The sequence below is a fragment of the Termitidicoccus mucosus genome (assembly GCF_038725785.1).
Taxonomy (GTDB): domain Bacteria; phylum Verrucomicrobiota; class Verrucomicrobiia; order Opitutales; family Opitutaceae; genus Termitidicoccus; species Termitidicoccus mucosus.
Map to the genome: position 1 here is coordinate 3818836 of NZ_CP109796.1, position 16412 is coordinate 3835247.

The following is a 16412-nucleotide window of genomic DNA, read 5'->3' on the forward strand; positions in this document are numbered from 1 at the left end:
ATAAGATATGAATAATAAATAGACCAAACCAAGTTTTGACAAAAATCAACCGAATATTCACTTTTATCTTAATTTAACATTGAGCATTGGGGAGATAGCCTTCCGCAAAACAAACCCGCAGCCCAGTGATCATCCCGTCAAACCCGCCAGCACATGCCATCAACTACCACACACCTGACCCGCATACTACTGACCGTGGGCATTGCGGTCCTCGGCTTCACTGTTCCATCCCATGCCCAAGCAATCAACACCGCGCCGCTCTCCGGCATCATTCGAACCGAGGATGGCCGGCCTGTCGGTGGGGCACGAGTTAAAATCACCCATGAGCCGACAGCTACCGTAACGCACGCCGTGTCCGCGCCGGACGGCTCCTATGTCAGCCGCGGTTTGCGACCGGGCGGCCCTTATACCGTTCTCGCGGAAGCGTCCGGCTACCATGCGGTTGAAGTGAAGGACGTGCATCTTGCCGTGGAATCCGGCGCCAGCGTGAACGTCGCCATGCGCCCGTCGGACATCGTTTATCTGGAAAAATTCTCCGTCGTCGCCGACGCCACCGACCCGCTCTTCGACCCCGCCGCGACCGACAAGGGCACTTATTTGAGCAGCCGCGACATTGAAAACACGATCACCGGCGACCGCTCCATCAACAGTCTCGCCGCCTCCGACCCGCGCATCATCTACAACCGCGACCCCGCCGCCAAATCCATCTCCGTAAACGGCCTCAACAACCGCTACAACTCCATCATGGTCGATGGTGTCAGCGCCTCCGACCCCTTCGGCCTCAACGCCAACAACACCGCCGCCGAGCGCAACCCCATCCCCGTCGAGGCCATCGAGGCCGTCGCCATCAGCGCCTCGCCCTACGACGTGCGCAAGGGCAACGCCATCGGCGCCTTCCTCAACAGCATCACCAAGAGCGGCGGCAACGAATTCCACGGCTCCCTCTACTACGCCTATCGCGACGCCGACTTCGTGGGCGAGCGCCTCGACGGCCGGAAATACCCCGTCTCTGCCTTCAAGGAGCAAACCTTCGGCGCCAGTCTCGGCGGCCCCATCATCCCGAAAAGACTCTTCTTCTTCGCCTCCTACGAAAAAGTGGACGAGGACCGCGACGCCCCTCGCCCCGGCGCATGGGCGGACGCCGCCGTCATCGCCCAAATCAAGGCCGCCGCCGAACACCTCGGCTTCAACCCCGGCGACGTCGGCGCGCCCGGCGGAAACAAATACGAGGACACCAACCTCTTCCTCAAGGCCGACTGGCAAATCAATGACGACCACCGCCTCTCCGCCTCCTACCGGGGCTCCGATTCCACCCGCCCCAAGTTCCCCGGCTTCAGCACCGGCTCCGGCATCAACAACTTCTCTTTCTCCAACTCCTGGTATGACCAGACCCTGAAAAACGATTCCTTCTCCGCCCAGCTTGTCAGCCGCTGGACCGACAGATGGAACACCGAAATCGCCGTCTCCCGCAGCAAATACTCCAGCAAACCCGACATCGGCGTCCCCCAGCCCTACCTGCAAATCCAGAGAATCTCCGTGCCCGGCTCTGCCAACACCGCCTACGCCACCATCGGCACCGACTACAGCTACCATGTCAACGCCCTCGAAGTCGAAAGCACCACCGCCGAACTCTACAGCACCTACGCGCTCGGCGCGGGCCACACCCTCCACGCCGGCCTGCAATACGAGACCAGCGATGTCTATAATATTTATATGCAGCACGCCTACGGCAGCTACGAATTTGCCACCTTGGGCGAGTTCCTCGCCATCGCCGACCCCGTCACCGGCGTGAACAACGGTACCCTCGACTACTACCGCTACCGCTACGCCGCGCCCATCCCCGGCGTGAACCCCGCCGCCGAGTTCACCGAAGGCAAGCTCGGCGTCTTCGTCCGCGACGTGTGGCGCCTCCACCCACGCTTTCAAGTGGACATGGGCCTGCGCCTCGACACCGCCATCATCGGCGACGACGTGCCCTTCAACCAGAGCTTCTACAACACCTTCGGCGTGCGCAACGACGCCACTTACGATGGCAAGACCATCGTCCAGCCCCGCGTCGGCTTCAACTGGCAGCCCAAGATTAATGACGGCATCCTCCGCACCATCGTGCGTGGCGGCGCCGGACTTTTCTACGGCGGCATGCCCCGCGTCTGGCTCTCCAACAGCTACGCCAATACCGGCATGAACTACGTCAGCTACTCCGCCGGCACCAGCATCACCGGCGACGACCCCGCGCCCGCCGTCTCCGGCGACTTGGGCAATCAATCAACACCGGCCAGCCTCCCGCCCAAGCAACTCGTCTCCTTCATGAGCCCCGCCTTCCGCCTCCCCTCCATGTGGAAAGCCAACCTCGCCATCGAGCGCGAACTCGGACTCTGGGGCATGAAAGCCACCTTCGAGTTGGAAAAATCATGGGTCAAGGACGACGTCCATTTCAGGAACATCAACCTCAGGCAAACCGCCACCGCCTCCGATGGCCGCGCCCTCTACGCCGGCACCTACGCGGGCGGCACGCCCGGCGGCGGCACCGCCGTCCGCTCCACCGCCTTCGACAACCGCATCGTCGAAATCACCAACACCGGCAAGGGCCACTCCGACACCTTCATCTTCATGCTTGAGCGCCCCCGCAAAAAAGACGGCTGGTCGTGGACGCTCTCCTACGCCTACACCGACAGGAAGGAAGTCACCCAAGGCAACGCCTCCACGCCCGGCTCGCTCTGGTCAAACCGGACGGTGTTCAACGCCAACGACGAGGAGCTGCATCGCGGCGACCTGGAAATCCGCCACAGCATCAAGGCCCGCGTGACGAAGGAATTCAACCTCCTCCCCGCTGTGGGCCGCACGACCGTCACCCTCCGCTACGAAGGGCGCAGCGGCCTGCCCTTCAGCATCGTCGGCAGAAACGACATCAACCTCGACGGCTACACGCAAAACGACCTCCTCTACATCCCCCACCGCGACGGCGACCCGCTCGCCGTCTTCGCCTCCGCCGCCGACAAGGAAATTTTCTACCGCATCGTTGACCGCTACGGCCTGCGCGAAGGCTCCGCCGTCTCCGCCAACAGTTGCACCTACCCGTGGGTCAACCTCGTTGACCTCGCCCTCTCGCAGGAAGTCAAACTCCCCGGCTGGCGCCACAAGCTGAAAGTGGGCGTTGACATCCTCAACCTCGGCAACCTCCTCAACGACAAATGGGGCGTCATCCACGGCAGCAGCCAGTTCTTCACGAAAAAGCAGGCCGCGGCCAATGTTGTGTATAACAAGGACACCGGCCAATACACCTACAGCGCCGCCAACGCCGAACTCGCCGCCGGCAAGTTCGCGCCCGAACTGAGCAACTACATCGGCGAGCCCGCCGCCACCCGCTGGTCGATCCTGTTCAGCGTGAGGTATGAGTTCTGAGGCCGGGGTGAGCATGTTCGTTTTTTTAATCGCGGAAGCGCGGAAGGACGAAAAAAGAAAATGGGTTTTATTTAACAGAAGGAAACGAAGGGAACCAAGAAAACCATAATCATAAAAGTATTCTTCGTTCCCTTTGTTTCCTTCTGTTAAAAACAATGGTTCAATTTTTTATTTCACAGCGAAGGCGCGAAGGGATTTTATAATCGGTATTCTTTGCGAAACTTTGCGCCGCTTTGCCCCTTTGCTGTTAATTTATTGGTTCGTTTTTATTTTAATATCATAACAGACATTGCAAACAGAACCCATTCATAGCCCCACCGGGGCCGTCTTCGCGACCACCCAATGGAGCGTCGTTTACGCCGCCGCGCAATCGCGGCAGCCCGGCGCAAGCGACGCGCTCACACAACTCTGCCGCCATTACTGGACGCCCCTCTACGCCTTCGCGCGACGCCAGGGGCTCGACCCGCACGACGCCCGCGACCTGGTGCAGGGCTTCTTCGAGTCGCTCCTCGCCAGCCGCACCTATGCAAACGCCACCCCCGCGCGCGGGAAATTCCGCTCCTTCCTCATCGGCGGCCTCAAACACTACCAAGGCGACATGCGCGACAGGGCCGAAGCCCTCAAGCGCGGCGGCGGCTCGACCATCATCCCCCTGAACGAAAACGCCCTCGAAGACCGTTATGCCGCCGGCGCGGCTTCGCTCTCCCCCGAAAAAGCCTACGAACGCCGCTGGGCCATCGCCGTCATCGACCACGCGCTGGCCGGCCTGCGCGCCGAGTTCGACGCCGCGGACAACGCCGCCGCCTTCGCCGTCATGGTCCCGTTCCTCACCGGCGACCCGACCCAGTCCTACGACGACGCCTGCCGGACGCTCGGCGTCTCGCTCCCCGCCTTCAAGGCGCAGGTCCACCGCCTGCGCATAAAATTCCGCGCCCACCTGCGCCGCGAAATCGCCGCCACCGTCGATTCGCCCCTCGAAATCGACGAGGAGATGCGCCACCTGCGCGAAATCCTGGCCTCCTGAGCGGAGGAAAACCAAACCAATAAATTAACCACAAAGAACGCAAAGATTTGAAAACATGATCTTCCCTGAATTCTTTGCGTTCTCTGCGGTTATAAAAACGAACCATTAAAATGGCCGCAAAGACGCACAAGAAGCACAAAAAACAATCACTCCATCTTGTGCCTTTTGTGCCTCTTTGTGGCTATTAAAACCGAACCAATAAACCGGCATTCCCCTGAACCCCGCGCCTGACAACCTTTGCCCGCGCTGCGGCACCCCCCTGCCGCCCGCCGCCACCGACGACGACGCGCCGCCGCTCTGCCCCGTGTGCCTGCTCGACGCCGCGCTCGACCTCGGCGACGCCGGCGCGGACACCCGCGCGCCCTTCACCAGCCCCGCCGCCGGCAAGCCCGGCAACTTCGGGCATTTCGCGCTTGAGGAGGAAATCGGGCGCGGCGGCATGGGCATCGTGTATCGAGCCCGCGAATACGCCTCGGGCCGCGTCGTCGCGCTCAAGATGATGCACCTCCTGCACCTCCAGACCCCCGAGATGATGAGCCGCTTCGAGTCGGAGGTCCGCGCCGTCGCCTCCCTCGACCACCCCGGCATCATGCCCGTTTACGAGGTCGGCCATTGCGACGGCATCCCGTATTTCAGCATGAAGTTCGCCGAACGCGGTTCGCTCGCCGGCAAGGCCCGCGACCATGCCGGCGACCCGCGCGCCGTCGCCGCGCTCGTCGCCAAGCTCGCCCGCGCCGTGTTCCACGCGCACCGGCGCGGCGTCATCCACCGCGATCTCAAGCCCGGCAACATCCTCCTCGACGCGGACGGCGAGCCTTACGTCGCCGATTTCGGCATCGCAAAAATCATCGGCGAGCACGACCGCACCGCCACTGCCACGCGCGCCCTCGGCACGCCCGCCTATCTCGCGCCCGAGCTGGCGCGCGGCGGCCCCGTCGAAATCACCACCGCCGTGGACATCTACGGCCTCGGCGCCATCCTCTACGAATTGCTGACGGGCCGCCCGCCCGCCACCGGCTCCAGCCCGCTCGAAGTTTTCCGCCAGATCGCCCAAGGCGCCCCGCCCGCGCCGCGTGCGCTTGTCCCCGCGCTCAGCCGCGACCTCTCCGCCGTGTGCATGAAGTGCCTCGCCCCGTTCCCGGACAACCGCTACGCCAGCGCCGCCGAACTTGCCGACGACCTCGACAACTACCTCGCCGGGCGCCCCGTGCTCGCCCGCCCGCCCGGGATGGCCGGGCAAATCCGGCTTTTTTGCCGCCGCCAACCCGTCGTTGCCGGCCTCGCCGCGGGCATCGCCGTGCTCCTCGCGGCCATCGGCGCGGGCAGCACCATCGCCGCCGTCACCGTCGCCGCGCAACGCGACCGCGCCCTCCACGCCGAGCAATCCGCACAAGACCGACTCCACGATTCGCTCCTCATGCAGGCGCGCCTCGGACGCCAGACCGGACAGGCCGGCCAGCGCTTCGACGGCCTCGATGTCCTCCGCCAGGCCGCCGCCATCCGCACCACCGCCGACTTGCGCGACGAAGCCGCCGCGCTCCTCACCCTCACCGACCTGCGCGTCGGGCGCACCACGCAAGTCCGCGAGTCCCCGAACTTCCCCGTCTCATTCGACCCCGCGCTCGAACGTTACCTCGTCTGCGTGCAAAAGGACAACGCCCTCTCCCTCCGCCGCCTCTCCGACCACGCCGAAATCGCCGCCTTCCCCGGCACCGCGAAAAACGTTCTCTCGCTCTCGCCCTTTTCCGCCGACGGACGCTACGTCGCCTCGCGCCACTACGACGGCCCCATCCGCGTCTGGGACACCCGCGAGCTCCGCATGGCCTTTGAGCTCCGGCAGACACCACCCAAAAAGCGCCCCTACCAAAGCGTCCGCTTCTGGTTCGGCTGCGCGTTCTCGCGCGATGGCAAACTCGCCGCCATCGAGCTGGCCGAAGGCGGCTACACCGTCCACGAGACCGCCACCGGAAAAGAACTCGCGCGCTTCCCCGACAAATTCAGCGCCTACGCCCTCGCCCTCGATGGCGACGGACGCCGCCTCGCCTACGCCGACCGCGGCGCCGGCATGGTCGAAATCCGCGACACCCTCACCGGCGAAAAACGCCACACCCTCGAACACCCCTCCGAAGTCTTCTGCCTCGAATGGAGCCCCGACGGCGCGCTCCTCGCCGTCGGCTGCACCGACGCGCTCATCTACATCTGGAACACCGCCACCGGCGAGCGCCACCGTGTGCTCGACGAGCACCGCAACCGCGTCACCCACCTCGCCTTTTCGCCCGACGGACGCGTCCTCGCCTCCACCTCGCAGGAGAAAAACATCATCCTCTGGGACCCCGAGTCCGGCAAAAAACTCGTCTCCTACCCCGACCTCGGCCACGAACCCGTGCTCCGTTTTTCGCGCGACGGCAAACGCCTCGTCTCGACCAATTTTCAAGTCAACGCCACCGTATTCGAAGTCGCCACGGACGACGGCATCAGCCTCGCCTTCTCCCCGCCAGGCCGCAGCCACAACGCCGTCGTCACCGCCAGCGTCGATTTCTCGCCCGACGAACGCTGGCTCGTCTCCTCCACGCGCCGCGCCATCAGCCTCTGGGACCTCCGCCGCCACCGCCTCGCCGCCAGTCTCCAACCCGGCGGCGACACCGAGACCTCCGCGCTCTTCACGCCCGACGGCGCCGCCCTCCTTGTCGCCAACCGCGCCACCGGCCTCGCGCGCCATCCCTTCGACCCCGCCAACGCCGACGCGCCTTTGGGCCGGCCCGCGCTGTTGATGAAAGAGCCGGACTTCACCCTCAGCGATTTCGGCGCCAGCAAACACCACGCCCTTCTCGCCAACCGCGCCACCGGCCACGCCCTCCTCTGGCCGCTCGATGCCGCCGGCGGCGCGCTCCGCCGCTTCGCCGTGCAACCGGAGGCGCTCTCCGCCGCGCTCTCGCCCGATGGGAAAATCCTCGCCACCACCACCTCCGGCCAAAGCACCCGCACGCCCTCCTTCAAAGTTCACCTCTGGGACGCCGCCACCGGCGAAAAACTCCGCGAACTCGAAGGCGGCCACGGCGGACTCGTCCGTTTCACGCCCGACGGCGCGCGCCTCCTCGCCTCCGGCCACGGCCCCTTCGCCGCGTGGGATCTCGCCACGCTGACCCTCGTCCCCGGCGCCCCGCGCCTCACCGAAACGCTCGGCTTCTCCCTCTCCCCCGATGGGCGCTATCTCTGCCTGTCCGGCGGCGACAAAATCGCCCTGTATCAAGGAAAAAACTACGAGGACTTGGTCATCCAGCTCCAACCCCTCGGCGTCCGCAACGCCGGCAGCCGCGTGACCTTCAGCCGCACAGGAAATCTCCTCGCCGTGCAGGAAAGCGACGGCGTCGTGCGCATCTGGGACCTGCCCAAACTCCGCGCCAAGCTCGCCGAACTCTCCCTCGACTGGCCCGACAAGTAGCCCCCCGGACGTCCGCGGCATTTTCAGGAGCGCGGACATTCCTGCCCGCGATGTCGCGGGCTGGTTCCGAGCGAAGCGAGAAGCTTGACAAGCCCGCGCTCCTGTTCACGGGCACGGACGCCCGTGCCACGCGACCCGGTGTTTTCGTCCATTGCGCAGTGGTGCCGTTGCACGCCCGAAAAATGTCCGGGAAAACCTCCCTTCCGTCTCTTCAAAAAAGATTTTTCCACTGAAAACGGCGGAAACCCAAAATACCCCGCAACCCGCCGCGCGAAAATCCCAAAGACAAGGGTGAACCAATCCGCGCACCCTTGAAAACCGCACCCGCCCACCGCTGCCCGCGCTGCAACAGCACGCTTCCACCCTTCGCAGACGGGACGCTTCCCGTCTGCCGCGTGTGCCTGCTCGACTCCGTGCTCGACCCCGCCGCCGCCGATGCCCCCGGCGGGCTTTCCGGCAACGGTCCCCTGTCCTTCGTCCGTGACACCGCTCCCGTCACTCCAGCCGGTTCCACCGACGCCCCCGGCGACCTTCAGGGCGACTTCGGCCACTTTGTCCTTGAGGAGGAACTCGGTCGCGGCGGCATGAGCGTCGTTTACCGCGCCGTCGAATGCGAGTCGGGCCGCGTCGTCGCCCTCAAGATGCTCCAGCTCCTTTTCCTGCGCACGCCGGAAATGCTCCGCCGCTTCGAGGCCGAGGTGCGCGCCATCGCGAACCTCGACCACCCCAACATCATTCCCATGTATGAGGTCGGCCAGCACGACGGCCTGCCCTACTTCAGCATGAAACTCGCCGAGCGCGGCTCCCTGGCGGGAAACACGGCCCGCTATCGCGCCAGCCCGCGCGCCGCCGCCGGCCTCCTCGCAAAGCTCGCCCGCGCCGTCTTCTACGCCCACCAGCGCGGCGTCATCCACCGCGACCTCAAGCCCGGCAACATCCTCCTCGACGCCGGCCACGAGCCCTACATCGCCGACTTCGGCATCGCAAAAATCACGACCGACACCGGCAACGCCGCCGTCGCCGTGCGCCCCACCCTCGCCCTCGGCACGCCCAACTACCTCGCGCCCGAGCTCGCAGGCTCCAGTGCCAGCGGCACGTCGGGCGAAGTCACCACCGCCGTGGACATCTACGGCCTCGGCGCCATTCTCTACGAGTTGCTCACGGGCCGACCGCCCGCCACGGGCGCGACGACTTTCGAGGTTATCGAAAATCTCTCCAAAGGCCCGCCGCCCCCGCCCCGCGCCGTCAACCCCGCCATCGACCGCGACCTCGGCACGTTGTGCCTGAAATGCCTCGCGCGCAATCCCGCCGACCGCTACGCCAGCGCCGCCGCCCTCGCCGACGACCTCGACAACTACCTCGCGGGCCGCCCCGTCCTCGCCAGCCCGCCGGGACTCGCCGGCCAGGTCTGGCGCTTCTGCCGCCGCCAGCCCGTCGTCTCCTCGCTCGCCGCCAGCGTTGTCATTCTTCTTGCCGTTGTCGCCGGTGTCAGCATTGGCTCCGCCCTCAACATCGCCGCGCAACGCGACCGCGCCGTCGCCGCCGAACGCGGCGCGCAGGACGAACTCTACAAATCCCTCCTCATGCAAGTGCGTTTCGGGCGCCAGACCGGCCAGGCCGGGCACCGCTTCGAGGGCATCGAGTCGCTGCGCGCCGCCACGCGTATCCGCGCCAGCGACGAAATCCGCAGCGAAGCCGCCGCCCTCCTTTCCCTCACCGACTTGCGCCCCGCCCGCGTCACCGCCGTCCGCGCCTCGCCAAACTACCCCGTCGCCTTCGATGCCGCGCTCGCGCGCTACCTCGTGTGCACCGACAAGGACGACGCCCTCGCCCTCCGCCGCCTCGACGACCACGCCGAGCTCGCCCGCTACCCCGGCACCGGCGGCACCATCCTCTCCCTCTCGCCCTTTTCCGACGACGGACGCTACGCCGCATCCCGCCACATCAACGGCTTCATCCGCGTCTGGGACACCCGCGAGCACCGCCTCGCCTTCGAGCTGCCCGGCCGCGTGGCCCGCAACCGCCCCTACCAAAGCACGCGCTTCTGGCACGGCTGCGCGTTTTCGCGGGATGGCAAGCTCGCCGCCATCGAACTGGCCGCCGGCGGCTACACCGTCCACGACACCGCCACCGGCAGCGAACTCGCCCGCTCCGCTACCCCCGGCGCCCCGCTCGCGCTCGCCTTTGACCACACCGGCCAAAAACTCGCCGTCGCCGACCGCGGCCTCGCCACCGTCGAAATCCGCGACCCGCTCACCGGCGCGACGCTCCGCGCCCTCGCACACCCCGCCGGCGTGTCCTTTCTCGACTGGAGCCCCGACGGCACCACCCTCGCCGTCGGTTGCAACGACGGCGGCGTTTACCTCTGGGACGCCGCCACCGGCGAGCAACTCCGCGTGCTCGACGCCCACCGCAACCGCGTCACCCATTTCGCCTTCTCGCCCGACGGACGCCTCCTCGCCACCACCTCGCAGGACAAAAAAATCTCCCTCTGGGACACCGCCGCCGGCAAACGCCTCGTGTCTTACTCGAACCACGGCCACGAACCCGTGCTCCGCTTCTCGCGCGACGGCACCCGCCTCGTCTCCACCAACTTCCTCCCCGAGGCCACGCTCTTTGAAATCGTCACCGGCGACGCCGTCTGCCGCACCTTCACCCCGCCCGGGCGCGGCAACGACGCCACCGTCACCGCCGCCGTCGATTTCTCGCCCGACGCCCGCTGGCTCGCCACCTCCACGCGCCGCGCCGTCTTCCTCTGGGATCTCGACCGCCATCGCCTCGCCGCCAGCCTCCAGCCCGGCCCCGAGACCGAGACCTCCGCCCTCTTCACCCCCGCCGCCTCCGCCCTCCTCGTCGCCACCCGCAACACCGGCCTCGCCCGCTACCCCTTCGACCCCGCCAACCCCGCCGAGCCCCTCGGCCCGCCCGCCATGCTCACCACCGCGCAAGGCTACGTGCTGAGCGACTTCGGCCAAAACCCCCGCCACGCCCTCCTCGCCAACCGAAACGACGGCGCCGTCCTCCTCTGGCCGCTCGCCCCCGCCGCCGGCCAGCCCCGCCGCTTCCGCGTCCAAAACGAGGCCCTCTCCGCCGCCCTCTCCCCCGACGGCAAAATCCTCGCCACCACCTCCGCCGCGCAAAGCAGCCGCTCCGCCTCCAAAATCGTCCACCTCTGGGACGCCGCCACCGGCGAAAAACTCCGCGAGCTCGACGGCGGCGAGGCCGGCCTCGTCCGCTTCTCCACCGACGGGCGCCGCATCCTCGCCTCCGGCCGCCGCGCCTTCTCCATCTGGGACGCCGCCACCGGCGAACGCCTCCCCGGCGCGCCCGACCTCGCGAACTTTCTCTCCTTCAGCCTCTCGCCCGACGGACGCTACCTGTGCGCCTCCGGCGCGGCCCGCGTCATCCTCTACCAAGGCGAGAACTACGCCGAGCCCGTCATCCATCTCTCCCTCGACAGCGAACGCAATGCCGGCAGTCGCACCGCCTTCAGCGCCGACAGCCGCCTGCTCGCCGTCCACGAAAGCGACGGCGTCATCCACCTCTGGGACCTGCCCGCCCTCCGCGCCGCCCTCGCCCCCCTCGGCCTCGACTGGCCCGACCCCGCGCAAAAATAATCCGAAATTTTCCCGCAACTTCTCCCAGCCCTTTCCCAAAGGATGGTTGGACGGGTCTCATGCCCGGCCACCCGACCATCAATTCCGACCTTCTCCTCCCTTCAACCCTCCACTCGTATCATGAAAAACAAAAAACATCACATCGCCATCATCACCGCCGCGCTCGCGGCCCTCTTCGCCTCGGGGTGCACCACCCCGGCGGGCCAGAAAGTCCAGGAAGGCAACCAGCAGGCCAACCAGGTCATGGACGGCGTTGACTCCGCCAACAGCACCGCCAACCGCGCCGCCGACACCGCCAACACCACCGCCGACACCGTCAACAAGGTCAACGAAACCCTCAACCGCTTCTTCAAGTAACCAATAAAATAGCCGCAAAGCCGCGCAGGAAGCACAAGGCGAAACACTCACGCCCGTGCCTTTCGCTCCTCTCTCTGATTATTAAAACCGAACCCTTTATCTCACACAAAGGCGCCAAGACACAAAGGAGTGAATCATACCGGCACACCGCCCTGCTCTTTGTGCCTTCGTGCCTTTGTGTGAGATAAAAAACCGAACCATTAAAATTAATCGCCCCCCTCCCACCCGCACACACAACATGAAAATCGAACTAAACCCAAAAGAACTCTTCTCCTTCGAGAAGGTCATCTCCCCCGCGACCATCAAACTGGTCTTCTTCGCCGCCGTCGCCGTCAAGCTCGTTGACGCGATTGTCGATCTCATCCGCTACCGCTTCACCGGCTACGCCGTCATGGATTTCCTGACCGGCGTCATCCTCTGGGCGGTGTCAACATTCCTCGCCGCGCAGTTGCTCCTTGCCCTCCAGCAAAAATTTGCGCCCGAGCCGCCCGCCGCGCCTCCGCCCCCGGCCCCGCAAGCCTGACCCGCGCCGCATCCACCCATCCGTCCCATCAGCCCAAACCCTCCCATCATGAAATACACACCCACCACCAGCCGCGCGCTCCCGCGCCGCCATATCATCCCCGGCCTGCTGGCCGTTATAATATCCACCGTTTCCCTCGCCGCCGCGCCCGCGACCGCCACCAAGCAGGCCCCCGCCGCCGCCAAGACCGCCGTCACCGGCACCAAATCCGTGCAGGCCAGAGCCGACGTCACCGGCACCGTGCGTATTACCGGCACCAAGAGCATGGAAGGCACGGTGGTGACGGCGACCAAAACCTACGAGTGCACCAAATGCACCCAGCGCAAAGACGGCACCATCACCACCCCGCCACCCACCACCGTCGGCGGCGAAAAATGCAAGCACACATGGAATAGCACCCCCGCCAGCCTCGCGCAATACAAGCACACCTGCACGAACCAAGGCTGCACCGAATCCGTCACCAACACCAGCTCCTCACCGAGCAGCCAGATGCTCTCCTCCATGACTTGCAATACCTTGCCTCACACATGGGCGCAGATAGCCGATCACGGCAGCGACCCCATCGGCTTTGCGTCATCCCGCGCATACACACTCGTCCACAAATGCAGCAAGTGCAACTTTGTATATACGGATGTCAACGATAACATCAAGGCCACGCCGCCCAAAAACAACCCCGCCGGCACCAGTTGCGGCTCCAACCACAATTACGTGTTTGTCGAGGGATTTGCCAGTTACCGGTGCAATATTTGCCGCCGGACGGAGCGGCTCCCCTTTGGCGCCTCGGTGCGCCAAAGCGGGAAGCCCCCGCCGCCCCCGCCCGCAAAAACCTGCCCGACAAAGCATGCGTTCAAGAGCGCTCCTTACTCTCCGGCGACCTACACGCACAAGTGCTCCGGCTGCAACAAAACCATCAACGCCTCCACCAGCGCCACCGCCCCCGACACCCGCGACTGCCCCAAAGGCCCGCACGTCTGGAAATAATAATCCGCTGACACTTCCCCACGGCGCGGGTTGCGGTGACAAACGTGAACACTACACTCACCAGCAAACCGCGCACCCAATCCGCGCCGTGGGCAAACCAGCATAAAAACCGTCCGCGGATTATCATGATTAAAACTCAATCCTGTTAATCCTGAAAAATCCTGCAATCCTGTCCAAAAAACCGAGCCAATAAAGATCCTCGGGGCAAGCCCCGAGGTATTGAAGACACCAGCAACGGATTCCGTTGCCCTGATAAACGAAGCAAGCTTCGGGGTATTGCACCCAAAGAGAATAAATTAGCCAAAATGGACAGAATGAAAAACCATTCCGTTCATTTCATTAAATTCTGTTCATTCTGTCTAAAAATAACGAACCATTATTTTTAACAGAAGGAAACGAAGGACACCAAGAAGACAATAATCATAAAATGTATTCTTCGCTCCCTTCGTTTCCTTCTGTTTAATAAAAACCGAACCAATAAATTAACCACAAAGAACTCAAAGATTTGAAAACATGATCTTCCCTGGGTTCTTTGCGTTCTCTTCGGTTAATAAAAACGAACCGATAAAATGGCCGCTCCACGAACGAAGCGGGTGGCCGGACAAAACGCGCAGGATGCGCAAAGAAAAACACCTCAATCTTGTGCCTTTTGCGCCTCTTTGTGGCTATTAAAAAACGAACCACTAAAAACATCATGAAACACCCGGCCCTCCCCTTCCTTCTTGCGACGCTCGCCCTCGTCCCCGCCGCGCCCGCCCGCGCCCAAGTCTCCCTCGATAACGCCGCCACGCCCGTCGCCGTCGTCGGACAATGCCCGACCATCCCCTCCGGTGCTGCCCTCGCCGCCCACTACTGCGGTCTCGACGCCCCGTCGGCGTCCGAATTCGCAGCCAAACTGGACGCCCTCCAAGAGCAAGCCATCAAAGCCAGACAGCGTGAACTCGAACCGTTCATGGAAGCCGCCGTCGCAGCCGCCAGCAAACAACTCAAAGCCACGACTGGCAAAACCATCGCCGAAGTCGAAGCCATGTCCGACGCCCAACGCAAAGCCTATGCTGAATCCGTCGCCGACCAAGAGGCGAAAAAACTCACCGGCCGCTCCGTCGCCGACCTGCAAAACATGTCCCCCGCCGAGCAGGAAAAAATGGGCATGGAACTCGCCAATAAAATGCTCGCCGGCTCCGGCGTCTCCGGCCTCGACATGTCCGATCTCCTGAAAATGCAGGACATGAGCGAGGAGCAGCTCCTCGCCCAAATGCAGAAAAAAGGCGTCACCGTCGCCGGTCTCTCCATCGAGGAAATCCAAAACCTGCAAGGTATGAGCGACGACATGGCATCCGTCTATATGCAGGAGCAAGGTCGCATGGACCGCGTGCAGGAATCCGGTGCCATCGCCAAAAAAACGAAAACGCCCGACATCCTCGCCCCCGGCGTCACCGCCGCCCAAATAGACGCCGCTGGCAAAAAATCCAAAAACTCCTCCTCGTTCGGCCTGCAAATCCTTGAGGAACGCAACCTCGCCCTCCAGCAAAGCATGGAACTCTATAAACAAACCGAGCCTTACTGGAAAAAAGCCAACGCGACGCGCAAAACCAAGGACGGCTACGACACGCAACCCTCCCCCGAGGAGCGCGCCGCCATCCTCGCCCCTGCCTTCGACCTCGTGCGCGACTATATTATCAAACGCCAAGGCCGCCTAAAATCCCTGCTCCCCCTCGCCGCCGAAATAGACGCCGCAAACAAAGCCCAGCTGTCCCTCCTAAAAAACACCGCCACCGCCGCCGCCATGCAACCCGAGCTGCTCGCATGGGAAATAGCCGGCGAATACCTCGAAATGACTGGCAAGGCCCTCAGCGGCCACCCGTGACCGCCTGTCCAATGACTTTCAAGTCCATCCGGACTGAACCCAAGACACAAACCAAACATAAAATCATGCAAAATAGCATAAAACTCACGGGCGCGCTTTTCGCCTCCGTTCTCCTCGCCGGCGCGGCCCGGGCTGAAATCGCCCTTGTCCCCGGCCTCAATATCACCGGCTACGCCGCCGGTTCTGTCGGCTACGACCGGCTGGATTTCGACGCCGGCGATGACGCGGACGAGGCGCGCATGGACCTGGACGCCATCCGTCTGGACGCGCTCTTTAATTATAACGACACTGTCAGCGCCAAACTCAGCCTCTATTCACTCGCTGGCGACGGGCTCGTGGTGCCCGAGGCATTCGTTTCCTATAAAACCGGCGACCTCACCGTCACCGCCGGGCGTTTCCTGACCTGGGCCGGCTACGAATCCTTTGACATCCCGGCGGCCGGCGCGATCACCTCCGGCGACGTCTTTGGCCTCCTTCCCAAGCACCACAACGGCGTGAAGGCGACCTGGGCCCTCGATAATTTCACCGTGGGCGCTGCCCTGCTGGACTCGGTATGGGGCTACACCTACTACAAGGGCGACGGCGACATCAACCACGGCAGCCTCGGCGCCGAATTATACGCGGCCTACGACGACAAGACCTTCAGCTTCGCCGCCACCATCGCCTACGAACACGACCATGTGCTGATGGACGCCGACGCGTTGAATATCAATGTCTGGGGTCAGTATTACATCGACAGCAGCAAAACCACCCTCGGCGCCGAGTTTACCTACCAGCGAAGCGAAAACAAACTGGGCCACGGCGACGCCTTCAGCGCCCTGCTGTTCGCCAGGCAGGCGCTCGGTGACAAATGGACGCTCGCCGGCCGCGTCTCCGCCGGCAGGGCCGATGCCGACATCGGCTCCGTCGGGCTTGACGATCCCGGTTTCGTCAAGCTGTCCGTCATCCCCGCCGTGGCGCTCAGCGAAAACCTCGAGGTCCGCGCCGAGGTGAGCTACGGCGCGTATGATAATTATTATGACCTCGACGGCCTCGCGCCCCGCGAACTGAAAAACGAGGTCTTCGCTGGCGTGCAGGTCATCTTCAAATTCTGACGCACCCCGCGCAAATAAACACACCGGCGGCGGAAAACCGCCGCCGGTTTATAATCAACTAAAAAATCCATTCCTCAAAATATTTTCCCATCCCTCCATGACTGT

At 63.9% G+C, this 16412-nt stretch carries 9 protein-coding genes; all 9 read left to right on the forward strand.

Features of this window, described 5'->3' with window-relative positions:
• The first annotated feature begins 153 nt into the window (after positions 1–153).
• The 9 genes from OH491_RS13280 (at position 154) to OH491_RS13320 (ending at position 16307) form a co-directional block, all read left to right on the forward strand.
• On the forward strand, positions 154–3402 hold the full coding sequence (locus tag OH491_RS13280) for a TonB-dependent receptor (RefSeq protein ID WP_084442270.1): 3249 nt from the start codon (positions 154–156) through the stop codon (positions 3400–3402).
• A 289-nt stretch (positions 3403–3691) separates the two neighbouring features.
• Positions 3692–4426: an RNA polymerase sigma factor gene (locus OH491_RS13285; RefSeq protein WP_084442269.1), complete on the forward strand. Its 735-nt coding sequence runs from the start codon at positions 3692–3694 to the stop codon at positions 4424–4426.
• 304 nt (positions 4427–4730) lie between these two features.
• Positions 4731–7868: a WD40 repeat domain-containing serine/threonine-protein kinase gene (locus tag OH491_RS13290; protein WP_068770833.1), complete on the forward strand. Its 3138-nt coding sequence runs from the start codon at positions 4731–4733 to the stop codon at positions 7866–7868.
• 311 nt (positions 7869–8179) lie between these two features.
• The gene (locus OH491_RS13295; protein ID WP_068770832.1) at positions 8180–11485 is read left to right on the forward strand and encodes a WD40 repeat domain-containing serine/threonine-protein kinase; all 3306 of its coding nucleotides are present in this window, start codon (positions 8180–8182) and stop codon (positions 11483–11485) included.
• Positions 11486–11605: 120 nt separating this feature from the next.
• Positions 11606–11842: a hypothetical protein gene (locus tag OH491_RS13300; protein WP_068770831.1), complete on the forward strand. Its 237-nt coding sequence runs from the start codon at positions 11606–11608 to the stop codon at positions 11840–11842.
• 238 nt (positions 11843–12080) lie between these two features.
• Positions 12081–12365, forward strand: coding sequence for a hypothetical protein (locus OH491_RS13305; protein WP_068770830.1), 285 nt, complete (start codon positions 12081–12083; stop codon positions 12363–12365).
• Positions 12366–12413: 48 nt separating this feature from the next.
• On the forward strand, positions 12414–13346 hold the full coding sequence (locus tag OH491_RS13310; RefSeq protein WP_068770829.1) for a hypothetical protein: 933 nt from the start codon (positions 12414–12416) through the stop codon (positions 13344–13346).
• A gap of 694 nt (positions 13347–14040) precedes the next feature.
• Positions 14041–15213, forward strand: coding sequence for a hypothetical protein (locus OH491_RS13315; RefSeq protein WP_068770828.1), 1173 nt, complete (start codon positions 14041–14043; stop codon positions 15211–15213).
• Between the two features lie 65 nt (positions 15214–15278).
• Positions 15279–16307: an outer membrane beta-barrel protein gene (locus OH491_RS13320; RefSeq protein ID WP_068770827.1), complete on the forward strand. Its 1029-nt coding sequence runs from the start codon at positions 15279–15281 to the stop codon at positions 16305–16307.
• Positions 16308–16412: the final 105 nt, after the last annotated feature.

Excerpts from the sequence above, each read along its gene's own strand:
- OH491_RS13280 (WP_084442270.1), top strand. The coding sequence starts at position 154 with ATGCCATCAACTACCACACACCTGACCCGCATACTACTGACCGTGGGC.
- OH491_RS13300 (WP_068770831.1), top strand. The coding sequence starts at position 11,606 with ATGAAAAACAAAAAACATCACATCGCCATCATCACCGCCGCGCTCGCG.
- OH491_RS13305 (WP_068770830.1), top strand. The coding sequence starts at position 12,081 with ATGAAAATCGAACTAAACCCAAAAGAACTCTTCTCCTTCGAGAAGGTC.
- OH491_RS13310 (WP_068770829.1), top strand. The coding sequence starts at position 12,414 with ATGAAATACACACCCACCACCAGCCGCGCGCTCCCGCGCCGCCATATC.
- OH491_RS13315 (WP_068770828.1), top strand. The coding sequence starts at position 14,041 with ATGAAACACCCGGCCCTCCCCTTCCTTCTTGCGACGCTCGCCCTCGTC.
- OH491_RS13320 (WP_068770827.1), top strand. The coding sequence starts at position 15,279 with ATGCAAAATAGCATAAAACTCACGGGCGCGCTTTTCGCCTCCGTTCTC.